Here is a 22,791-nt window from a genome sequence, read left to right as displayed (position 1 = left end):
TAAACATCTGGGAATTCTCATATCAATCTGTTCTATTCTTAAACTTTGATGAAATCGCCCTGGATTATTCCTTAAATAATAGGTCTTCTTAATATTCATTTAAGCAAAGCTTGCTAATATTCTCTAAGCTTAAATGCGACTAAACCTATCTAATTATAATCGAAACTCCTCATGGCGAAGGAGAGCTGTACCGAGATTCAATCTGCGTCTGAAACAGAGAAATAATATGTATCTTAATAAACTATACAATTTTATTCATACTGAAATTTTTCAACACGATAAGCAATGGTTTGATAAAGCAACCTTATTCCGACAAACACACTTAAACGGCACGTCCTATTATCTGCTTCAGCTTCCAAAGAAAAAAAATAAATTTCCAGAGGGATTAACTTTAATTGAGCATCATATCAGTATTTATGAGCAGCCGCTGAGTATAATTGATACACTGAGCGAATATCATTACACCGCGATTTTTAAGGATAAACAAAAACAAACCTATCGTCTCCACGTTTATTTTGATCAATTGGATACAATGATTTCCTCTCCACACCTCGTTTTAGAAACAAGCAATCAGGAGCATGAGTCGATTGCAGTGAATCAATTTGATGTGGACTGGTTAGCCGTGAGTACACAGGCGATGAGTTCGATTATTACTCAGTTAAGAGCTGAACAAAATAACCATTGTGCTCTGCTTAAATATAGAATTGAAGCATTAGATAAAGTAACAGTTAATTTATCAATAAATCTGGAAAAAAATAAGAAACAATATTTAACCACATTAGATCAGCAAATTAAATTAATTACCCAGTTGGATGCAATCAACTCGAGAGAAGACATGCAAAAAAAAATTGCGTTGTTGAAAACAATTTACCAAAAGGTTGACTCTGAAATATCTTCTCCTCGTGCATCTAGAAAAACAAAAAAAATTGCATCTTCTTCAACTCAATCAGCCACTACAGAGGCATCACAATTAACTAATGCAGATGTCGCTAATGTAAGAAAAACAGCTAGTTCAAAAAAAAGCAAATACTCCCCCATGAATGATACAGTTAAAGAGGAGTCGCTTACCCCTAGGATAAATAAATTGTCTGATAAGCTCCTTCAGATTGGGACGATAACCGATGAATCAGAAAAAACTGCAGTAATACAAGATCTATTTCAGCAAATAAGCGAATTACAATTGATAGTTTCTTCTTCTAAAGTGAATTCTATCCAAATGTTAAAGAAAATGGAGCAAACTGTTATATCCGTAGGAAGAAAACATCTTCATTCATTATTGTTTAAAAATAAATTTGATGAAGCAGTCCAATTAAGCCCTCTTTTTTCAGTTGCGCTTGATGACACTATTTTAAAAAAAACACTAATAGAGTTAAATGCAAATTTACTCAACTTTTTATTGAAAAACAAAAAATATGATTTAGAAAAATTTAAGTTCAAAGTGCATAATAAAAGTTATGATTCAATATTGGCTTATTTATTGCAGTGTGATTTTAGCTCCTCGAAAACAGAACAATGTTTCAATATTTTATTGACCCATAAAATGTCTTTATTAAGAAATGATTCTGTTGGACTGCCACTCTTATTACCTATTATTGAAGATGAAAAACATCCTCTTGCTAATATATTGTTGAGCAATTTAGAAGGTTCACCAGAAAATTTACATCTGTTGAAACAAATGATTAATTTCTTTGAGGCTCAAAAGAAGAATTTTTTGCCAGATACTCCTCACTATCAACGGATTTCAAAAGCGCTTACCTTTATGAAAAAATTGGATGAAAACCTCAGCACGAAATTGAAGAAAAATGCTGGTTTAAGCTCCAGAATCAGCGATATTTATGGTCGCCTTGGGCTATTCACACTTCATGATAAGGTCAAAAATTCGGCATCATCGGAGTCATCGGCATCATCAGAAGAGCCCGCATCCGAAAGCCTACCCGAAAAATTGCTGATATAGCTGCCATCGGCCCAAGCCTTTAAATTTTTATTGCAGGTTTGGGCTGGATATATTGATGTCTTCAAAATTTTCTCGTGAGTATGTATGAGTTAAGTTATGCTCATCATAATCCTCTACTACCATTTAATATTTTCGTAATTTTCTAGGCTCTGTTGACCATTGCTTCATTAGCCTACGTTCCGCGCTTTATGTGGCAGAATCCAGTAAAGGCCGCATTACAATAGGTACATTTTATTGTGCCTCTTTATAGATCTCGCACCTAAAGATGGGAAGTAGGCGGAATTAAATGAAATGTAAATAGACTCTAATATGATTACATTTCAATACTTTTGAAATTAAAGGTCAAACAAATAGGGGATTTTATTTGCAAATATAAATATGTAAATTTAAATTCTAATTATTTTGTAAGATAATAAGATTTATTAAAATAATATCATGTCCAGATTTTTTGTTAATTTTGGAGAAAAAGTTGTGAGAAGTAACATTATAAATAAAACTGGTTTTAGTTATTGGTTAAGTAGTATTGCGTGTCTTACAGTTATGACATTAGTAAGCCATGATGCAGCTGCAAGTAATGAAGTCCTGTCTTTAGGGGGTATGGCATCAACAATTACTAGCTCATTTGAGAACCTGGCTAAATTGATTACTGCTGGTGCTTATTTGGCTGGTTTGGGATTTTCCATCGGGGCTATTATGAAGTTCAAACAGCACAAAGATAATCCTACTCAAATTCCAATTGGAACGCCAATTGCTCTAGTCTTTATTTCTGCCGCTTTATTATTCCTACCTTCAATTCTAGGTGTAACAGGAACAACAATGTTTGGATCTTCTGGCGGTCAAACTGCAGGACCTACCGGTCTTATTTTTGCAAGCAACCAATAAGTAGCAAATAGAGTTTAGGTCTTTTCTTTATCCTAGAGGCAAGACCTGCTTCTGCTTGTTTACATATAACACAATTAATCAGACATAAGATGATGCTTTAATTGTCCTCAAAACCACTTTTTTGCTCATCAATCCAGGCTAAAAATGCCTCACGATCAGCATCAGACAGACTTTTGAATTTATTTTTAACTGATTCAATGGGAGCTAACTGTTTCCTTGGTGTTGGTGAGGGCAATACATCTTTTAACGCTATTTCACCTTGCACTACTTTATTATATGTCTCCTTATCGTTGTTCCTTAACTTAAGAAGCTGGCCATCATTTGATTTAGATCGTGAAGGCAAATATGTGATTGTTTCCTCAACATCTGGATTTGTATGTTTACTATCTAGCGCATATAAATTTTTATCCAACTCTTTAATTGGAATTTTATTTTTTTTAGCATAAGTCCTGACCGATCCATCAACTTCATTCAGAACATCACCCCATTCAACTGCATGTTGGCCATGAATATCCATAGCACACTTTAATAGCCATAATCTGTGATTATTGGTAATGTTTAAACCACAGGATGATTGTTTCAATGCATACTCTCCGAAGTTTTTATAATTTTTTTCTTTCCAAACTTCATGCTCTATAATTTGCCCAATGATTCTGGGGAGTTTTTGGAATACAAGATATTGTGCTTCCAAAATACATTTATTGGCTTGTGAGTGTATGTCTTCTTCAGATAGTTCCAAGGAATCCATATTATTAATGTTTGGTGTTTCTACAAAATTGTCCATCGCAATCCTATTTCTTTAAATTTAAAAGGGCTCTTAACAAACTTCTAATAACTGAGGATTCTTTTCAGTACAAATTAAAAAAGTAATACTTCTTTAATCTGGTATCTCAATTATGCAATTGTTTCTAGATTAATATGATACACGATAGAAAACTACGATAGAAAACTATGTTTTTGTGGTTTTGTTAACTCCATCAATTCATGAAACGATGAAAAATAAATCCGATATTACTTATTATCGATATAGTCTTTTTTCTTTATATTATAAAAAACTATTTTAGAATAACTCCAATTAACTTGACGCAGAATCACATGCTACAAAGGTAATTTTACGATTAGAAAATTGGCCCCATTATTTAAATTTGCGAGGCTCCTCTTTCCCCATTTCCATTTCCATTTCCATTTCCTCAAAGAACTCTAAACTCGTTCCTCCTGAAAAGTAAGAAATTATTGCTGCTTTATGCTCCTCACTATAATCAACTCCCTTAATATTACCCCGTTGATGTTAAAGCATCTCTATTTCTTTTTCTTCAACTCTAAATGAGCGAGGACTTCTTCCAACTAAACCATGCATTTCTTGATTATATTTACAGTCAGCTTCTAATTTTGACATCCCCCTAAAAGCAAGATTATATGTTCGGGGTATGTAAAAGAGGCTGAAAAGATTAAATTCGTCTAACTTTTTACCAGAAAAAGTACTCGTTGGAAAACATTGTGTCTCAATTGTCCACTGTGAACTCAATGTTTTTGAATAAGATTGAGTGCGAGTCCATAAGGATCTGGATGAAGGACTACTTTTTATATTAGAAGAAAACACTCCAGTTCTACTGTACATATTTCACCTTTTTGGGGCTGATAAGCGCACCTTAAGTGTAGAACTAATAGCCATGGAGAGCACAATTCAATCTATTTTGCCGCTCAATCTCTTTCTTCTAAAAAAAAATAAATGAAACAATAAGTTACGATAGGAATTTTAGACACAGTGCTACTCGTTATGATATACAGCACTAATGTTTTTGGGTGCACTAACTCTAGTAAGTATTTTATGTGGCTAAAATTTTAAAAACATGCCCTAGAGATCACATGATTGAATGTACCTGTATCAAGAGCAATATCCTGGGGGTTCATTTGGGTTCCTGAATATAAAAAGTGCCATATGATATATTGAACGATGTTGGGCACAGCCCAACCATCATTAAATGCCTAAAAAGTCGACACCTTCGCCCCATTTATCTGCAAAACAAATATCATGCGCTTGACGGCGGCCTGCATACAATTTATCGGCACCTTTTCGTTTGCCAATGCCAAGCAAGGCAACGACACGAATGTCTTGGGGGATTTCAAGCACAGATTTTACCTGATCCTCAAAAAAACCTTCCATGGGAGCTGTATCATAACCCAGGGCTTCAGCCATCCACATCATCGTAGTAAATGCGATCATGACATGACGATTAACCCACACGGCATAATCCGGTGCAAAACCCATTGCATTTCCCGCTGGGGCACTGAACGTATTTTCAAGGAGTGCTTTTACTTTTAAGTTTTGCTCTTTATTGAAGCCATGCTTTTCTGATTCCTGCAGCACTGCGTCTAAACTTTCTCCGCGAGGGGCATTCAAATCGCCACAACAGACTATGACGCAACCCGCTTCTTCTACCTTGGGTTGACCCATAGCTGCTTCGCGTAAACGTTGCTTTTGTTTCATATCGCGAACTACAATAAATCGCCATGGTTGAAGATTGTAACCACTTGGAGCTTCCATCCCAGCTTTTACAATTGCAGCGAGGTCATGATCGGAAACCGGCGAACCATCAAAATTTGGAGTTGCCCGTCGTTCGGAAATAATTTTTTTAAAAAGTTGCTCAGGAGAATTGAAATTTTTGTCCAACTTTTCCATGTATTGCCTCCTAAAAAGTTTTTTAATCTACAAAACCTATTCATTCTACGCTTAATTAATCCGATGAAAAATAGCAATCAGGCCTATGAAATTTTCACTCAAGACCATTCCAAAATGAAAAATGGTTTTATTGGCTGCACACAGCTTGGAAAAATCAAATTTATGCTAATCTTTAAAGACGATAGGATATTTAGTTTTTGTTAGAAAGAGCGATGCATTATGAAATATGAAAGACCCCTTTTAAATGATTTTGAACAAATAGTTGTTCTGCAAAATGAAAATTTAATTTCTAGGTTATCTTCATCAGAAAAAGCAGATGGTTATCTTTCTGAAGCATTTTCGGTAGAGCAACTCAAATCTATGGATGAAGATATTTGCGTCTTTGTTTGTAAAGATAAAGAGCGAGTTTGTGGTTATATTTGTGTCAACTCAGTGGAATACAATAAAAATATACCCTTGGTCGCTTCAATGCTGGATTGTTTTCCTGATATTACTTATCAAGGGAAACCTCTATCAACGTATAATATCGCAATTTCTGGTCCTGTCTGCATTGACAAAGCTTACAGAGGCCAAGGTCTATTCTTTAATCTTTATAATAAGCTCTCCGAGTTCCTCTTGAATGAGCGTCCCGAATTGGAATTATACGTCGTCCTGATTTCTAGCCAAAATCTACGTTCTGTTAATGCTCATAAAAAACTGGGTATGGAAGATGTTGGTGCGTTTTCGTTTGATAAGAATGATTTTTTAATCATGGCAGTTCCCATCAATCAATTTAAGGGTGACAGCAACAAAATTACTGCTCCCAAGGGATAATCAATAGATAGCAGGGTATGGGAAAACTCAGATTTATATGCACTTTGGGCTGTCAATTAATGATGCTTTGCATCAATTCTATATTGAGAATCGTATTAAAAAACAACCCAAAACAGATTCCCACAGAACATCCCACCATAAGGTGCAAACCGATTTTCTTCAAAATGTACATTCCATTTTATTAATTTAACAAGGGCGCTGGTCAATAGAATATAAATGATCCCTTTCGGGTTTATTAAGACCGGGATTAAAGTGCCTTTTTCGCCAACCGATTTAAAATATGTTTGGGAAGAAGTAGCCAATAATGCCCCTCATTTTTCATATGCTCACCTAAAAACGTAGCAAACTTTCCTGAACCCCAATAAATATCGCCTCGCATAAATCCACGAATTGCACCACCTGTATCTTGTGCAATCATAAGGCGTTGAAATTGCTTTTCACTTGTTTGATCTTTAGCTGGCCGTTTTGTATCCAACCAAAGAGGGGCGCCAAGTGGAATCCATTTTTTGTCTACAGCTAAAGAATATCCTGGTGTAAGAGCCATCCCCTGAGCGCCAAGAGCCATGGGTTCTTTTAAATCTTCAAAAAAGACAAAGGATTTATTTTTCTGGATAATCGTTTTGGCTTTTTCAGGATGACTTTCTAAATAGCGTATAATCGCAGCTTTAGATGCATTATGTCGGGTCATGATCCCTTGATTAATCATCACTTTCGCAATTGATGTGTATGGAGCACCATTTTCACCTGCATAGCCTAGGTATATATTTTCACCATTAGGCAGCTGAATAACACCAGAGCCTTCTATTTCTAAGAAAAGCCGTTCGGCGGGACTGTGGATCCATGCAATCACCCGTGCCTTTTTCTTAAGAGCCCCATTATCAATTTGCTCGCGTGTATAGGAGGTTGAATATTTACCCTTTGGTAGCCCATAAATCGGCGTATTGTATTTAGGGCTTTTTGTTAAATTCCCTTTGATTTTAGGCATGTAATAGCCTGTAAATAAACCATGAACCGGCTTTTTTTGTGCAAACTCAATAGGACGAAACCACTTCTCAAAAAATTCTTTTGCTGAGTCGTCTGAAATTGAATCCAGAGCCAAAGCCGCTTTACATGCCGGATGCCAATCTCGAGCTTTTAATTTAATGTGTTGCGTCCTGATCGTATGAGACGGGGCCTGTTTCAAGAACGTCTCACATGATTTCTGAAATGCTACTAAAGATTTCTTAACATCTGCAGTATCCCAGCCTGGTAATTCTTCAAAAGATACCTTGGTTAAAGCAATATTGTGGCTTTTCATAATAACCGTTCTTGGAGTGTGCTTAGGTCGAGAGTTTTCTCTTGCATCAGCTACCGCTTTATGAGCACTCTTAGGTGCCATATTCACTATTTTTCCAACACTCTCGTGTGGGCTATTATTTTTTGCCGTAGAGTTCCTTACAGGTTCGGTTTTAACAACTTCTTTTTTAGGACTAAGTGGTTTCTCATGCGCTTTGGCTTTCTTATAAACCGACAGCCCAACCACACCGAATATAAGGCAACTAATACAGATTATTGTGTAAATTAATTTCCTACTCATAGTGCGCAAGGTTTACATAAGATGAAATTGAAATCAACACTTTTTGGTATTTTTTGAGCGCATTAAGGACAAACAATCAAATATTAATTCTATTTTTATTAAAATAGAACAAAAAAATCCATTTGTGAATGGATAAAACTCATCGTCGATCAGTATGATTTTAGGTCATGTTGAGTTGCTTTAACTCAACATACTGGGCTTAAGATTTGGCATTTTCTGCTGCGGCAAACCACAAATTAATGCATTCAACTAATGTAGGATGGGCAAACATTACATCGCGAAGTTTTTGATAAGGTATATTTAATTCCATGGCCAATTGGATTACTCCAAGGATTTCACCCGCCTCGGCACAAAAAATAGAAACACCTAAAATATGATCTGTTTTTGCATCAATAACAGCTTTTAAAAGACCTGTTGTTTCTCCCTGTGTTTTTGCTCTAGGGATAACTGCAGCGGGAATTTTTGCTACTTTTAGAGAGTACCCTTGGGCAAGGGCTTGCGTTTCTGTCATGCCAATCCGTGCTAATTCTGGATCGAGGAAGACTGTATAAGGAATAAGTCGGCCTTGAGCAGAATGCTTATTTTGTGGGTTTTGTAGATTATGCTTGACTAAACGATAATCATCTAAGGATAAGTGTGTAAATTGGGCCCCGCCCTTTACATCACCTAAAGCCCAGATCCCTTTAGTTGTTGTTTCAAGGTATTCATTTACTTTGATAAAACCGCGCTCATCAAGCTCAACACCCGTTTTCTCTAAATTTAATCCTGCTGTATTTGCAAGACGTCCAACAGCAATCAACACATCACTTCCACGAATCAGCTCGGACTTCCCATTCTGATTCACATGGATCACTATGTCACCATCCTCTTCTTGAATACTATTGATTTTAGTATTCAATGAAAAATGAATTCCTTCTTTAGTTAAAGTATCTAGAACCTGTTCAGCAATATCTCTGTCTTCGCGTCCCAGAAACTTGCTATCCGCCTCTATCACCGTGATATCAGCCCCTAAACGACGAAATAACTGGGCGAACTCCAAACCAATATAACCGCCACCAACTATAAGCAAATGCTTGGGAACCTTATCGACATTCATCAAGCTGTCATTGGTATGATATTTTATTTTATCAAGACCAGGAATGGAGGGTACGAAAGGTAAGGCACCTGTATTAATAAAGATTTGATCGGCAGTAATTTCCACTACTTTTCGATTATTTCGTGGTGATGATAGACTCACTTCAATAGTCTTAGGTCCAACAAAATGCCCTCGTCCCAACATGAGATCCATCCCAGAATCTAAAAATTGTTTTAAATTAGCTTCGCGCATCATTTTAACTATTGCATCTTTACGAGTGCGAACCGCTCTAAAGTCAATGGGAGCCAGAGTGGCTTCCAAGCCATAGGCTGATGCTGAACGACAATAGTGCGCTATCTTGGCGGATTGTACGAGTGTTTTTGTGGGAATACATGCCACATTAATACAAGTTCCACCAATTTGGTTGTCTTCGACCAGGGCAACTCGTTGACCCGCTTTTGCTAAATCGACAGCTAGTGTTTTACCACCTTTACCACCACCTAAAACGATCACATCATATTTTAATGCCATGATTCTTTCCTAAGTTGTATCAAGTAAATACTTCCATTTAATTAACTATAGAATCAAAATATCTTATTTTGAAATCCCTATCTTGGCTATTAGCTAGCCTTCTCCAGAGCAAAATTTCCGGTAAGATTGATGGTGCTTATTCCAAAAGCACTGTTACTTGAATTCGTAGTAGAAGAACCAGAGTTATTATTACTAAAATTAAATGTAGAAACGTAACGAAAATCCAGGCCAATGGTAGTAAAATCGTCAATATAATAATTAAATCCAATGATACCTTGTGCTGCAAAGCCAAAATGTGAGTTATTGAAGCTCTCATTGACGATTGGTGAGCAAGTTCCCAAGGAAATGCATTGGTTATTACTTTGAAATACGGCATGGTTCAAAATATCAGCTCCGCCTACACCTACTCCCAGATAGGGAACAAAATTCACATTAGGGTCAGAGGATAGAAAATCATAAAACGCATTGAAAAATCCATATAATCCTATGGTATAACCATTAAATCCCAAGCCAACATCCACAACTTCAGCAGGACATGTTCCTTCAGGGCCTAATACGGCAGGACTTATAAGGGTACAAGAGCCTGCATTTAATTGACCATAATTATTTATATTAAAAAGAAACTCACCCTCTAGTCGGAAATTCTGTATTTTATATCCAAGAGAAGCTCCTATCCCACCACCAACTGGTCCTAATTGTACTGTTCCTATAGTTCCTAAATTAGGGAGTTGAGTGAGTGAAAAATTAAGGTCAAGATTTGTAGCATGACTCAGCTGTCCCAATAATCCCAAATATAGCCCCTGAACAGGCTCGGCACTGAACGCACTGCCGCTTGTCGACAAACCCAATATAAATCCAAATTTAATTATCTGTCTCATTCTATATCCTATATTAATCCAAAGGACAAAATGCGATGTTCTCCACAAGCTGAAAAGGCTATATGAAAACATACTTTCGATGCAAATTTTCTTATTTCAAGATGATGGCAGCTACCTCGAAAACCCTTCTTTGAGCGGAAAATTTATCTTTAAACAACTTAAGCCCCTCTTCACGCATCTTCAGTGCAAATTCAGTGAAGTATACTTTTAAGGATTCTCTATTTTCCAATTGATATTGGACTGTTAATTTTTCCTGATTTGCTGTGTTCTCATTTTCAGGTTTTAAAATACTTGCTTGAATAAAGCCTGGAAACTGAAGCATTTCTTTGACATGCTTTTTTAGCCATAATTGAAATTGAGGGTAAATATCTTCATCAATGACCAAATTTACTTCGTAGATAACCATAATCTTCCTAAATTAAGATCGAAATTAAAGCAACATATAGACTTAATAGAACATCGCGTTTAGGTCATTACGAAGGGTACAATTAAATTGGATGTTAATCCAGTAAATCAAACAGGATAAGAAATAAAAATTTATTGTGCTATTATTTTGAAAAACAAAGGATTCATATTTTTTTCAATTGATTAAACCTGCATATTAACAAACTGCCAAGGATCATGGACATCCACGTTTTCTGAATATAACCATCCTCTGTTTTTTAATGGATTCCAATCAGTGTAATATCCATTTACAGTACCAAGATAAGGCAAAGCAACCTTCAAAATTTCGTCATGATCCAGCTCTTCGGGTTCAACGATTCCTTGATTAGGATGCTCAATTGCCCAAATAATTCCAGCAAATAGCCCTGCGACTACTTGTAGACTGGTCGCATTATTATGCGGAGCCAGTGCTCGCGCTTGTTCAATAGATAAGGTTGAACCAAACCAATAAGCGCCATTAGGATTTCCCATTAATAAAACACCCAACTCATCGACACCCTGCTTCACGTCGTCAACGAGTAAGCGACTATTTTCTTGGGGTATCCACTCATTTCCATAAAGCTCATGTAATGAAAGAATCGCATCAGGACATGGACAATAGGCATACAGAACCGTTGGTCTATATTGTACTTCAGTGTCATTTTTCAACGTCAAAAAATGAGTAATTGACGTTGTTTCGGGATGAGTGATTAAAAAACCATGGTATGTCCCAAAGCTTGGAGTCCACGAGCGAACTTTAACGCTAGCACTAGGATGCTCAAGATAAATAGCGCATTGAGGGCCAACTGAATGAAATTTCGCTCCCTCCGGTATATGCCGCTCATGAATTCCCCAACCAATTTCAACAGGTTGCCTTATTTCTTCAATAAATCCTTTAATCGACCATGTATTAACAAACTCACCTATAGCCCTGACAGGTAGTGCAGTTTGAGTATCATGTTCAGCAATATGAATCGCCTTAATACCTAATTTATAAGCGAGTCTAGCCCAATCAAAACTGGTTTTAGGTGTCTGTATTTTGATTTGATTATCCTGGGCCATATTTAATAGCGCTTGTTTTACAAAATGCGATACTAAACCAGGATTGGCTCCATGAGTTATGAGCGCTGTGTTACTGGTTTTTCCTTTTAATTTCAGTACTTCTTCTCGTAACAAATAATTGGTTCGAGATTCTGGCGGTATATTTTCTAATATAAATTCATCACCCCATCGTTCAGTAGAGGCGTTAATGTACAGAGCCCCTTTTTGTTCACAAAGGGTAAGCAGACAATAACTGGAAAGAGTTATTGAAACATCAATTACAAAATCGCCCGGGTGTAATCGGTTTCCTATGATCTCAACATAATTATCACGTTTAATTGTTTTTCCCTGAAAATTTATTCCAAATTTTTGCGCCACATGAACCGATGTATCATCACTGGTAATCACTGTAATCTGTGATGGTTTAATATTTAAATTATTAATAAGTAAGGGCAATAAAGCTTGGCCAATACAACCAAACCCAATCATAATAATGTGATTGTTAAAATGCGCCTTGGCTTTTTCCATGCACGATTCCCTCATTTCGGTAAATATTATTATTGTTAATTATATTAGGACTTATTGATAAAGTTGTCCAAATTTTAGGTTTCTCTAAAAATCCCCCGTCTTTTCCGGGCATCACAGCAATTAAAATTAAAAGGAGCAGATCACCAAGACAGGACTTACGCCCCCCCCAAGTTCGAGGCAAAAAATGCTTTTAATAAAGGAGTCTAGATATACTAATTGACTAAATTAAAGGCATTATTTAACGAAGAGATGGAGTTTTTAGTAAGTCCCTGCAAGAATCATTTTGTAATTCAAAGTTCACTCACCAACCCACTGAAAGATAACTAAAAATCCAGTACGCCCAAAATAAATGCACTTTTTACAAAAACAACTATACTTTTAAAACTTGGACGAACAGGAATTGAGTGATATGGATACCATTCAATTTGTACTGGATGCACCGTTAAAAAGGACTATTCAAAACCCGCATAGATTATTTTTCAAACAACAAGACTTGTCAGAAGCAAACCATCCCTTGCTTGTATCCTATTTAGAATGGCTCAGAAAAATTAATACAACCCTTAACAAAAGGGATGTGATACATCAAAACGAACAAAAAAACAATGAGTTTAAATTCCTATGCAAATACAACTTATTATTTTTTCTGACAGTTACAAGACAATTTAATATCATTGAAAAATTGTTTAAAATTCCATCCTTTATAGCGAAACTGCGTCATTCAATCGCTTTAACTAAAAAAATGAGCCGCAAGGTAAAACAAAAAAAATGGAATTGCTTAAGTGTATTATTTGCTCCAAAAATAAGAAGTTTCAATCTGGAAAAGCTGAAACGTCATGCTCATGATTTATCCGATATGAATCAGATAAAAATTTTTCATCAACTATCACCTGAACTCAAGATAAAAAAAATGAAAACCCTTGAAGAGGAATTGGAAAATCTGATGCTCGAGTATTGTGAAGATGAATTGTGTATAGAAAAACCTCATAACTCAACAACAGTGCATACCGATTGTCATTTAACTTTTTTTACGAAATTTGCCAAACAATCTATAAATATAAAAAATCGTCCTTTTATGGCTCAACGTCTCACTTTTTTTTCATCATCACCGCAATATAAGCTTAAAACAACGAAGCATTATGAGCCAATTTTTAATTTAAATGAACAAAAAACAGAAAATAACATTAGAGTTTAAGTTAAAAGAAGCTTACTCTTGAAGATTGTTGCAGCAAAGCTGCAACAAAGAAGCTATCAACGCAATTGAATATCGATTGCAGTTTTTAAACTGCACATTGAATGGACTCAATCCCCCCCATATAGGGTCTTAAAGCCATTGGAATGTGAATATTTCCGTCTTTATCTTGATAATTTTCCATCAAAGCAACCAATGTTCTACCTACAGCAAGCCCAGAACCATTGAGTGTATGAACCAGTTCAATTTCACGGGTTTGCTCATGTCTATAACGTGCCTTCATGCGACGAGCTTGGAACGATTCCATATTGGAACAAGATGAGATTTCCCGATAAGTATTTTGACTGGGTAACCAAACTTCCAAATCATAAGTCTTTGCTGAGCTGGGACTCATATCACCCGTACAAAGAGTCATAACCCGGTAAGGCAATTCTAAACGTTGTAAAATTGTTTCTGCATGATTGACCAATTGCTCCAAAGCGGCATAAGAGTCTTCAGGCTTAGTAATCCAAACCAGCTCAACTTTTTCAAACTGATGCTGTCTGATCATTCCTTTAGTATCCTTACCATAAGAACCAGCCTCACTACGAAAACAAGGTGAATGGCAGGCATAACGAATAGGCAAAACCGATTCTTCCAAAAGAGTATCTCGCACTGTATTCGTTACAGGAATTTCTGCAGTAGGAATCAAGTAATATCCGTGATCTCCCGTTAACTTAAATAAATCTTCTTCGAATTTTGGTAGTTGCCCCGTTCCCAGCAAACTGTCTGCATTGACAATGTATGGTACATAAATTTCTTGGTAACCATGTTGTTGAGTATGGATATCCAACATAAATTGAATCAAAGCTCGATGTAATCTAGCCAATTGATTTTTCATAACTACAAAACGGCTACCAGTCAGTTTCGCAGCTAAGGAAAAGTCCATTTGGCCTAAGCTATCACCCAACTCATCATGAGATTTGACTTGAAAATCGAAAGTCGGAATCGTACCCCAACGTCTCACTTCCTGATTTTGTTGCTCGTTTTCACCAACAGGAACAGATTCATGAGGTATATTAGGCATCCTTAAAGCAATGGCTTCAATTTGCTGTAACAAGTCATCCAACTCACTTTTCTTCTCATCTAACTCTTTAGCAAGACGATTCATATCCTCGCGCATTGGCTCAATATCTTCGCCGCGAGATTTTGCCTCACCGATAGCTTTAGAACGTAAATTACGCTCATTTTGCAATGCTTGAGTTGCAACTTGCAACGCCTTACGCTTTTCTTCTAAAGCCGTAAAAGATGAAACATCAAATTTAAAACCTCGCTTTAATAACTGCGAAGCGACAAATTGCGGATCATCACGTAATAATTGAATGTCTAGCATATAATATCCACTCTAACTTATTAAATACTTATATTCGGTTTACCTAACAATTCCACGTGTGGATTGATTTAAAGCGTCAATCATCAGAACTACTTCAGGACATTCACTTTGCATCAATTCTAATTCAGCGACAGCTTGTTGAACTGTTAATCCTTTGCGGAAAATAATTTTATAAGCACGTCGTAAGCCATCAATCGCTTCAGATGAAAATCCTCTTCGACGCAATCCGACTGTGTTAATGCCACATGCTGAAGTTGTATCACCAGAAATCATGAGATAAGGAAGTACATCTTTACTTACATAAGAAGCTCTAGCAATAAACGCATAGGGCCCAACATGGCAAAATTGATGTACTGCTGCATAACCACCTATGTTCGCATAATCACCAACGGTTACATGCCCTGACAATGCAGCATAACTTACTAAAATAATTTGATTGCCAATCATACAATCATGACCGACATGGGAATATGCCATTAAAAAGTTCTTATTACCAATACGAGTAACACCGCCCCCTTTAACGGTTCCACGGCTAATCATACAATATTCACGGATGATGTTATCATCACCGATTTCTAATCGAGTTGGTTCGCCTTTATAAGTAATGTCTTGTGGCGCATCTCCCACTGAAGCAAATTGGAAAATTTTATTATTTTTTCCTATAGTTGTTGGCCCCTCAATGACTGCATAAGGACCAATCCACGTATTTTCACCTATCACTACTTCAGCACCGATTATAGCGCCAGGACCTACTGATACCCCTTTTGCCAGTTTTGCACTAGGGTGAATTATCGCACGTTCATCTATCACTTTTGAATTTCCTTCGCAGCACTTAATAAATCCGCGGAACAGGCCAGTTTATCACCTACATAAGCTTCGCCATGCACACGCCAAAATTCTCTTTTTCTTGCTAATATTTTTACTTCCAAGCGCAGCTGGTCTCCTGGAGTAACCACATGTTTAAATTTTGCATTATCGATACCGGCAAAAAAATGCAAAATACCATAATTTTCTTCAGGTGTTTGAGACAATCCCGCTAAGAGCCCACTGGCTTGTGCCAACGCTTCCAGCATCAATACGCCGGGCATAATTGGATTTTCTGGGAAATGGCCAGTAAAAAAATTCTCGTTAATCGTGACATTTTTTATCGCGGTCAAACAATCAAATGGTGTGTAATCTAATACCCTGTCTACCAGGATCATTGGGTACCGGTGCGGCAATATATTAAAAATCTGTTTTATATCTACAGGTTCACTCATACGCAGTTTCTCGCTTAAATAAATATGCTTGGTATGGGCCAAAAGTGAGGTCCAAAAGAGAAAACATTATCCTGCTTTAACAAGTCTAAATCAATTGCTAATGTTAAAACTTATTCCTCTTCAATTCTGCTTAACTTTTTCTCTAAGGTACCAAGCTTTACTATATAATCATCCAATCGTCGAAATCGTGCTGCATTACGACGCCAACGGTGGTGTTCATGTACTAAAGTTCCAGAGGAATAAATTCCAGCTCGAGCAAGAGATTTGCTTACTGTGGACATTCCGGTGATCACTACATCATCAGCTAAATGCACATGAGCCGCGATACAACTAGCACCACCAACAATACAATCTGCGCCAATTTGCGCATAAGCACCTACAGCAGCACAACCCGCAATGATTGTATTTTTACCTATCAATACGTCATGTGCAATCTGGACTAAATTATCAATACAGACCCCTTCACCCAAATAAGTATCGCTTAAAGAACCTCGGTCAATTACAGTATTAGATCCTACATGCACGTCATTTGCAATAATAACAGCACCCACACTATAGCCCTGTTGCCAGCGCCCATGTTCCTTTAAATAATTGAACGGAGATGCGCCAATAACACAGCCAGAATTTATAACCACGTGGGCACCTAACTGACAACCTGTATGGATTACTACTTCATGTCCAATTTTAGTGTGTTCACCAATTCGTACCGAAGATTCAATAACAGCATTTGCTCCTATAGTAACTCCATCAGCAACTTGAACATCAGCACCAATTACACTGTAAGCACCTATTGATATATCTTGACCTAATTGAGCAGATGGATGAATTATCGCCGTAGGATCAATCCCGGATCTTGGAAACATGGGTACTGATAAAAGCTGGGTAGCATGTATCATCGCGTTTAAAGGGTGAGAGACGACGATACAGTTTCCACGATATAAATGCTGATGTTCCGCTCTAAGTAAGACTGCCCCGGCTAATGTAGTATCCAGAGCTTGGCGTAATATGGATTTATCGTAATAAGCAACATCCTGCGAAGTAGCTCGACTAAGGGAGGCAAAACAAAAAATGGCGTGATCAGCATTTCCATGCCACACGCCATCTAATTGATCCGCAAGTTCTGCTAAAGTCAGCAAGTTTATATCGCCGAATTAGTTAATTGCTTTGACAACTTTATCAGTTACATCAAGAGTAGTTGCACTGAAAGGAGCCGCATCTTTTTGTACAATAAGATCGTACTTGTCATCTTTCGCAACTTTTGCAATAGCTGCACGAACTTTAGCGTACAATGCTTCCATTGCTTCATTATTTGCGGTACTTAATTCTTGTTGATATTGCTGACCATCACGCTCAAATTGTTGTTGTGCACTAACAATTTTCTTTTCCATTTCTTTCTTTTGAGTCGCGCTCATGATTGAACTATCACGCTTGAACTTCTCCATATCAGCTTTAATTCCTGCTTCAACAGCTACAAGTTTGTCGCGACGAGGCTTAAACTCTTTCTCCAATTTCTTTTGGATTTCTTTTATTTGACTGGAAGTTTGCATAATCTTTTGTAGATCAACTACGCCAATTTTTGCTGTATCAGCGAATGCGCTTGCGCCAAACACGCTGAAAACAAAGGTCATTATGACCAGACCTAACCGTTTCATAACTAATCTCCTAAATTAAAGAGCATGATGCTAGCATAATTCGAAATAGGTTGCGATATGTACAACATGATTTTCGATAATTTTATAATATATAAGAAATTACTTATCCTCACTCTCAATCGTGAGAGTGGGGATAGAAAATTATAAATTAAAATCCTGAAGATAGAGCAAACTGGAAGATCTGCGTTTGATCGAATTGTTGAGGATTCAATGCCTTAGCCAAGCTAAATGCCAAAGGTCCAAAAGGAGAACGCCATTCAAGTGAAAGGCCTGCTGAGTATCTTAAAGGACCTTCATATTGTCCAGTCAAGGTAGGTAAGGTATTCACACCAAAGACGTTACCCGCATCAACAAACACCGTTGTACGTACGTTATCTCGACTTAAGGGATAAGGCAAGATAATTCCCGCCGTTCCAGTAAGTAACAAGTTACCGCCCACGGAATTACGGTAATTATCTAATGGACCTAAAGAGTAACTGTCATATCCACGTACCTGGCCAGGCTGTGCAGTACCCCCTGCATAATAATTCTCGAAAAATGGTAGTCCATTATTGTTAAAAGAATTTCCATAGCCTGCAAACCCTTGCAAGGAGAAAATCCACCCACGTGCTATAGGCTGATACAGACGCGCTTGATATGAACCCTTATAATAGGATAAAGAATTCGAACTGGCAGGTAATGCAATTACGCCAGAAAGTTGTTGGTTGAGCCCTTTTGTAGGATATGGAAATTGATCATAGCTATTACGACTCCATCCTGTAGATAGACGAATTTCCTGGAAATGAGTTCCATACATTTGCACAAAATTCTTAATAGGCACTACATTACCAACACTTTTAATTTCTACATCCTGATAACCATAGCCTAATTGCCATCTGCTTGTTTCACCGAGAGGTATACTGTAATTTACGTCTCCACCAAAACGGTTAGAGTTGTATGTACTGACATTGAGGTTTCTGGGATCGACGCGTGCGTAGTAAAGATTGAGACCACGTCCTATCCCTGTATCGGTATAAAATGGGTTATAGTAATTTACAGTGTAGTCTTGTCCCCATTTACTTGCAGTAAATGCAGCACCCATGGAGCGTCCTGTACCCATAAAGTTATGTTGATTTACTGAAGCATTTAATTGATAACCATTAGTACCATAACCAATAGAAGCACTTGCTTCAGCAGAAGGCGCCTCCTCTACTTGTACATCTAAATCAACCTGGTTGTTTGCTTCGGGTACTGGAGTGGTTTTTACATCAACATTCTTTAAATACCCTAATAAGCGCAATTGTCTTTCAGATTCTTTAATATTATGAAGAGATAATAATCCCCCCTCATCCTGACGAATTACACTTCTCAATACATAATCACTGGTTTTGGTATTGCCATGAAATTTAATGCGTCGAACGTAAACATGCCGTCCTGGTTGCACAATAAAATTAATGAATACGGTTTTGTTCTCTTCATCGATTTGCGGTTCTGCATTTATTGCAGGGAAGCCGTAACCAACATCCCCTAACGCCAGCCCAATAGCAGAAATTGAATCCGTTACCTTTTTGCGTGAAAAAACAGCACCTTTTTTTACCTGGATTAATGAATTAATTTTTTCTGGTGCCAATATCGGTTTTCCTACTACTTTATAGCCTGAAAAATGATATTGAGGCCCCTCTTCAATATGAACATTGATGAAGACGTCTTTTCTATCGGGCGACAGCAACACCTGTGATGATATAATTTTAAACTTCAAATAACCTCTATCCATGTAAAAAGAGCGTAATGCTTCTAAAGATGCATCCATACCTGACTTGGAGTACTGATCTTTTTTAGTAAAATAAGTAAAGATGCTGGATTTTGATAAAGCAAACTCGGGTAACAATTCATTTTTAGAGAAATCGTGATTACCTATTATTTTGATTTGTTTAATGCGTGAGACACGTCCCTCAGAAATCGTAACGGTAATACCCACTCTATTATCGGTTAAAGGGCTAACTCGAGTTTCAATCCGCGCGTTATACTTTCCTCTAGCGTTATAAGCTTGCTTTAACTCTTTCTCCAAACGCTCCAAAGTGGATGTCTGAAATACGCGTCCCTTGGTCAAGCCCATTTCTTTGAGGAACTCTTTCATCTTGTCGCTAGGAATTTCTTTATTTCCTACCACACTAATTGAGCCGATGGTTGCTCTTTCTGTTACATTAACAATTAAAGTATTGCCTTGTCGCTCCAATGAAACAGACTGAAAAAAACCAGTATCATAAAGAGTTCGAATAATCTCAGCAGTTGATTCAGGACCTATCTCCTCTCCAACCTGGACAGGGATATAGTTGAGTACTGTTCCAGTAGAAACGCGTTGCAAACCGGTAACTTTAATGCTGCGCACGACAAAAGTATCTGCTGCTATCGTTTGTGAAGACCAGGCTATGAGCGAGGAACAACAAACACCTAATATAAATTTACTGCTGATTTTTTTCATTATTATTTTACGCCCAGTACTACGTGTACTTTTAATACTCAAACTCTGTACACCAAAAATTGAAACACTTTTTATAGGAAGTAGAAACTACTGTCAAGTTTTTGTTCCCCGACTTTGCCAATACTTTGCGATTGCGATTGCGATTTGATTAGTCGCTCCAACTATCCTGCGAGTCTCGATAAATCATTAGTCAATGCAATAAACATCAGCGCGGCTAATAGCAATAACCCCAGATAAGCTCCTGCCGATTTTAAACTATCAGATAACGGCTTACGTCGGATTGCTTCTAGTAGATAATAAAGCAAGTGTCCGCCATCTAGCATAGGTATGGGTAATAAATTTAAAGCCCCTAAGCTGATGCTGACCAAAGCAAGGAAAAATAAATAGGAAGTTAATCCACTGCGCCCAGAATCACCTGCTCCTTGAGCAATGCCTACTGGACCACTAATACTATTTAATCCTAATCGGCCAGTGACCAACCTGCCCATCAAAGTAAATGTAGTACCAGTCAATTGCGCCGTTTGCTGTAATGCGGTGCCAACAGCAGTTAAGGGATCTTGTCTTTCCAAACGTAACCAATGTGATGGCCATTGGACCTTTTGTGACCGCACACCTAAAAATCCTTCAATTTTACCTTTATTTTTCTGGCTTCCGGTTTGTACTATTACTTTTTGTATACTTCCTTTTCTATTAATTGATAAAGTTAATTGTTTATCTGGGCGTGCCTGTACATAATCAACTAAAAATAACCAGTCATTAAAAGCTTTCCCATCCACACTTAATATTTTATCGCCATTTTCTAATCCTGCTTTTGCTGCTGGAGAATCAGGAACGACCTCCCCAACTATGGGAGGGATTGAAGGGATAAAAGGTTCAATACCCAAACTTTCGAGAGGATCTGGTTTTTTACTATCCAATTTCCAATCAGTCAAAGGCAAAGAAATCTGACGTTGATGCCCATCCACTAAAGACTTCAACGTTAATTGAATTGTCTCCTGAGAACCAACAAGAGGCATAATCGCATATTGAAAATCGCGCCAACTGTTTATTTTAGTATCATTCATCGCAATGATTTCTTCTTTGGCTTTTAATCCAGCTTGTGCTGCGATGCTATTAGGTTTTACCGATTCAATCATCGGTGCTAAAGACTGCATACCGATAACCAATACCCACCATAAAGCGACAAAAGCAAAGAGAAAATTAAAAAAAGGACCAGCAAGAACGATTGCAGTTCTTTTCCAAAGAGATTGATTATTAAAGGCTAAATGACGCTCGTTCTCGGCAACATCTCCTTCGGATTCATCAAGCATTTTGACATAGCCACCAAGAGGAAATAATGACCAGGCATATTCTGTTCCTTTTTTATCACACCAACGTGCCAAAATGGGGCCGAAACCAAAAGAAAAGCGCAGTACTTTAACTCCGCACCAACGTGCCACTTGAAAATGGCCATACTCATGAACTGTAACTAATAATACTAAAGCCAAAAGAAAATACAGCAATGTTGAAAGCATAGTGCTATCCCAAATTAAGTAATACTCGAGAATTACTCTCCCAGAATTCTCCGAAACCTAGAAAAAGTGCTTTCTTGCTATGGCACACTCACGAAAAAACATCCTGTTTTATCGATTTATAAGCTCGGATGGTTTGAATAACCCATGTGAGTAGTTACAAAGTTAGTCCGAAATAAAATAAAGGTAAAGCTGCAATTAAACTGTCTAAACGGTCTAAAATACCCCCATGACCAGGAATAATGGCGCCTGTATCTTTTAAATGACAACGGCGCTTCAATATACTGATGAATAAATCACCAAATATGGCAATAATTATAGTACATAAGGCTAAAATGAACCAATGAACACCGGAAACTGGGTGAAAATAACCATAGCCAACCCAAGCAATCAGCATGGACAGGATAATACCACCGGCAACTCCTTCCCAGGACTTTCCAGGACTAACTTGAGGAATTACCTTATGTTTTCCCATAAGCTTACCGCTAAGATAAGCTCCTGTATCTGAAACCCAGATTAAAAACAGCAAATAAACAAGTAATGCTTTACCGTTAGATAAATAATATAAATGAATAAGACTTTGTACGAATAAAGGTAAGAGCAACAAACACACCATCGCAACAATACCAGGGTATCCCCAATATTTCTGTGATCCTGGAAAACTAAGGATGGCAAAAATATTCAAACCCCAAATAATTAATCCAGCATATAACCAATATGTAAAAAGATAACCACAAGCCCATAAACACAAAAGCATCAACGCAACAAATCCGACTTGTAACTGCCAATTTTTTAAAGGGATCAATTGAAAACATTCTCTTGCTGCAGCAAGAAAAATAACCAAAACGATACCTGCCAAAATCCATTGATTACCATAAAAAATAAGTAATAAAACCAAGGGTACTAGAATTATGGTTGTAATTAAGCGTTGTAAGAACATCTTGTTGTCCTTAATATTAGGGGCTG

19 protein-coding genes are annotated in these 22,791 nt (G+C 37.3%); 4 read left to right on the top strand and 15 right to left on the bottom strand.

Translation table 11 applies throughout. The features are described from left to right. Window positions 1-226: 226 nt before the first annotated feature. Window positions 227-1,954, top strand: a complete 1,728-nt coding sequence (locus tag DGG96_RS12365; RefSeq protein ID WP_110142966.1) for a hypothetical protein — start codon at window positions 227-229, stop codon at window positions 1,952-1,954. A gap of 471 nt (window positions 1,955-2,425) precedes the next feature. Beyond that, entirely contained in the window at window positions 2,426-2,836 is a 411-nt protein-coding gene (locus tag DGG96_RS12360) for a type IV secretion protein IcmD (RefSeq protein WP_110142974.1), read from the top strand. A 97-nt stretch (window positions 2,837-2,933) separates the two neighbouring features. Here the strand turns inward: DGG96_RS12360 and DGG96_RS12355 are convergent, their stop codons facing one another. Continuing rightward, window positions 2,934-3,620 carry a hypothetical protein gene (locus tag DGG96_RS12355; protein WP_199739243.1) on the bottom strand — a complete coding sequence of 229 codons (687 nt, stop codon included), beginning with the start codon at window positions 3,618-3,620 and terminating at the stop codon, window positions 2,934-2,936. Window positions 3,621-4,814: 1,194 nt separating this feature from the next. Beyond that, the gene (locus DGG96_RS12345; protein WP_110142964.1) at window positions 4,815-5,516 is read right to left on the bottom strand and encodes a nitroreductase family protein; all 702 of its coding nucleotides are present in this window, start codon (window positions 5,514-5,516) and stop codon (window positions 4,815-4,817) included. A gap of 219 nt (window positions 5,517-5,735) precedes the next feature. Between DGG96_RS12345 and DGG96_RS12335 the strand changes: the two genes are divergently transcribed. Next, entirely contained in the window at window positions 5,736-6,329 is a 594-nt protein-coding gene (locus DGG96_RS12335) for a GNAT family N-acetyltransferase (RefSeq protein WP_110142962.1), read from the top strand. A gap of 247 nt (window positions 6,330-6,576) precedes the next feature. On the opposite strand, the gene mltA is transcribed toward DGG96_RS12335, so the two are convergent. The 5 genes from mltA to DGG96_RS12310 all read right to left on the bottom strand — a co-directional run bounded on the left by mltA (window position 6,577) and on the right by DGG96_RS12310 (window position 12,381). Further along, window positions 6,577-7,905: a murein transglycosylase A gene (gene mltA, locus DGG96_RS12330; RefSeq protein ID WP_233590594.1), complete on the bottom strand. Its 1,329-nt coding sequence runs from the start codon at window positions 7,903-7,905 to the stop codon at window positions 6,577-6,579. A 199-nt stretch (window positions 7,906-8,104) separates the two neighbouring features. Further along, window positions 8,105-9,511 (bottom strand): mercuric reductase, encoded by a 1,407-nt coding sequence (locus tag DGG96_RS12325; protein WP_110142961.1) that lies wholly within the window; start codon window positions 9,509-9,511, stop codon window positions 8,105-8,107. An 89-nt stretch (window positions 9,512-9,600) separates the two neighbouring features. Then, window positions 9,601-10,389 (bottom strand): outer membrane beta-barrel protein, encoded by a 789-nt coding sequence (locus DGG96_RS12320; protein ID WP_110142960.1) that lies wholly within the window; start codon window positions 10,387-10,389, stop codon window positions 9,601-9,603. A gap of 91 nt (window positions 10,390-10,480) precedes the next feature. Beyond that, on the bottom strand, window positions 10,481-10,795 hold the full coding sequence (locus DGG96_RS12315; RefSeq protein WP_110142959.1) for a DUF4286 family protein: 315 nt from the start codon (window positions 10,793-10,795) through the stop codon (window positions 10,481-10,483). A gap of 182 nt (window positions 10,796-10,977) precedes the next feature. Continuing rightward, a complete protein-coding gene (locus DGG96_RS12310) occupies window positions 10,978-12,381 on the bottom strand; it encodes a saccharopine dehydrogenase C-terminal domain-containing protein (protein WP_110142958.1) in 1,404 nt (467 codons plus the stop codon). A gap of 409 nt (window positions 12,382-12,790) precedes the next feature. Between DGG96_RS12310 and DGG96_RS12305 the strand changes: the two genes are divergently transcribed. Next, window positions 12,791-13,573: a hypothetical protein gene (locus tag DGG96_RS12305; protein ID WP_110142957.1), complete on the top strand. Its 783-nt coding sequence runs from the start codon at window positions 12,791-12,793 to the stop codon at window positions 13,571-13,573. An 85-nt stretch (window positions 13,574-13,658) separates the two neighbouring features. Here DGG96_RS12305 and serS read toward each other — a convergent pair whose 3' ends face one another. The 8 genes from serS to DGG96_RS12265 form a co-directional block, all read right to left on the bottom strand. Beyond that, window positions 13,659-14,942, bottom strand: a complete 1,284-nt coding sequence (gene serS, locus DGG96_RS12300) for a serine--tRNA ligase (protein ID WP_110142956.1) — start codon at window positions 14,940-14,942, stop codon at window positions 13,659-13,661. 39 nt (window positions 14,943-14,981) lie between these two features. Then, window positions 14,982-15,752: an acyl-ACP--UDP-N-acetylglucosamine O-acyltransferase gene (gene lpxA / locus DGG96_RS12295; RefSeq protein WP_110142955.1), complete on the bottom strand. Its 771-nt coding sequence runs from the start codon at window positions 15,750-15,752 to the stop codon at window positions 14,982-14,984. Beyond that, entirely contained in the window at window positions 15,749-16,201 is a 453-nt protein-coding gene (fabZ, locus tag DGG96_RS12290; protein WP_058466790.1) for a 3-hydroxyacyl-ACP dehydratase FabZ, read from the bottom strand. The genes lpxA and fabZ overlap by 4 nt, the downstream gene beginning before the upstream one ends. Before the next feature lie 110 nt (window positions 16,202-16,311). Next, the gene (lpxD, locus tag DGG96_RS12285; RefSeq protein ID WP_110142954.1) at window positions 16,312-17,337 is read right to left on the bottom strand and encodes a UDP-3-O-(3-hydroxymyristoyl)glucosamine N-acyltransferase; all 1,026 of its coding nucleotides are present in this window, start codon (window positions 17,335-17,337) and stop codon (window positions 16,312-16,314) included. A 15-nt stretch (window positions 17,338-17,352) separates the two neighbouring features. Continuing rightward, a complete protein-coding gene (locus DGG96_RS12280; protein ID WP_110142953.1) occupies window positions 17,353-17,853 on the bottom strand; it encodes an OmpH/Skp family outer membrane protein in 501 nt (166 codons plus the stop codon). Window positions 17,854-18,001: 148 nt separating this feature from the next. Next, on the bottom strand, window positions 18,002-20,314 hold the full coding sequence (gene bamA, locus DGG96_RS12275) for an outer membrane protein assembly factor BamA (protein WP_110142952.1): 2,313 nt from the start codon (window positions 20,312-20,314) through the stop codon (window positions 18,002-18,004). A gap of 161 nt (window positions 20,315-20,475) precedes the next feature. Then, the gene (gene rseP / locus DGG96_RS12270) at window positions 20,476-21,828 is read right to left on the bottom strand and encodes an RIP metalloprotease RseP (protein WP_110142951.1); all 1,353 of its coding nucleotides are present in this window, start codon (window positions 21,826-21,828) and stop codon (window positions 20,476-20,478) included. A gap of 154 nt (window positions 21,829-21,982) precedes the next feature. Further along, the gene (locus DGG96_RS12265) at window positions 21,983-22,765 is read right to left on the bottom strand and encodes a phosphatidate cytidylyltransferase (RefSeq protein WP_110142950.1); all 783 of its coding nucleotides are present in this window, start codon (window positions 22,763-22,765) and stop codon (window positions 21,983-21,985) included. Window positions 22,766-22,791 lie beyond the last annotated feature (26 nt).

This window comes from Legionella qingyii (genome assembly GCF_003184185.1).
Note: the sequence above shows the minus strand (reverse complement) of the source record. Positions and strands in the feature narration are given on the sequence as shown.

What these genes read in the sequence shown, in the direction of transcription:
- DGG96_RS12365 (WP_110142966.1), top strand. Translation starts at nt 227, where the DNA reads ATGTATCTTAATAAACTATACAATTTTATTCATACTGAAATTTTTCAA.
- DGG96_RS12355 (WP_199739243.1), bottom strand. Translation starts at nt 3,620, where the DNA reads ATGGACAATTTTGTAGAAACACCAAACATTAATAATATGGATTCCTTG.
- DGG96_RS12345 (WP_110142964.1), bottom strand. Translation starts at nt 5,516, where the DNA reads ATGGAAAAGTTGGACAAAAATTTCAATTCTCCTGAGCAACTTTTTAAA.
- DGG96_RS12335 (WP_110142962.1), top strand. Translation starts at nt 5,736, where the DNA reads ATGAAATATGAAAGACCCCTTTTAAATGATTTTGAACAAATAGTTGTT.
- mltA (WP_233590594.1), bottom strand. Translation starts at nt 7,905, where the DNA reads ATGAGTAGGAAATTAATTTACACAATAATCTGTATTAGTTGCCTTATA.
- DGG96_RS12325 (WP_110142961.1), bottom strand. Translation starts at nt 9,511, where the DNA reads ATGGCATTAAAATATGATGTGATCGTTTTAGGTGGTGGTAAAGGTGGT.
- DGG96_RS12320 (WP_110142960.1), bottom strand. Translation starts at nt 10,389, where the DNA reads ATGAGACAGATAATTAAATTTGGATTTATATTGGGTTTGTCGACAAGC.
- DGG96_RS12315 (WP_110142959.1), bottom strand. Translation starts at nt 10,795, where the DNA reads ATGGTTATCTACGAAGTAAATTTGGTCATTGATGAAGATATTTACCCT.
- DGG96_RS12310 (WP_110142958.1), bottom strand. Translation starts at nt 12,381, where the DNA reads ATGGAAAAAGCCAAGGCGCATTTTAACAATCACATTATTATGATTGGG.
- DGG96_RS12305 (WP_110142957.1), top strand. Translation starts at nt 12,791, where the DNA reads ATGGATACCATTCAATTTGTACTGGATGCACCGTTAAAAAGGACTATT.
- serS (WP_110142956.1), bottom strand. Translation starts at nt 14,942, where the DNA reads ATGCTAGACATTCAATTATTACGTGATGATCCGCAATTTGTCGCTTCG.
- fabZ (WP_058466790.1), bottom strand. Translation starts at nt 16,201, where the DNA reads ATGAGTGAACCTGTAGATATAAAACAGATTTTTAATATATTGCCGCAC.
- DGG96_RS12280 (WP_110142953.1), bottom strand. Translation starts at nt 17,853, where the DNA reads ATGAAACGGTTAGGTCTGGTCATAATGACCTTTGTTTTCAGCGTGTTT.
- bamA (WP_110142952.1), bottom strand. Translation starts at nt 20,314, where the DNA reads ATGAAAAAAATCAGCAGTAAATTTATATTAGGTGTTTGTTGTTCCTCG.
- rseP (WP_110142951.1), bottom strand. Translation starts at nt 21,828, where the DNA reads ATGCTTTCAACATTGCTGTATTTTCTTTTGGCTTTAGTATTATTAGTT.
- DGG96_RS12265 (WP_110142950.1), bottom strand. Translation starts at nt 22,765, where the DNA reads ATGTTCTTACAACGCTTAATTACAACCATAATTCTAGTACCCTTGGTT.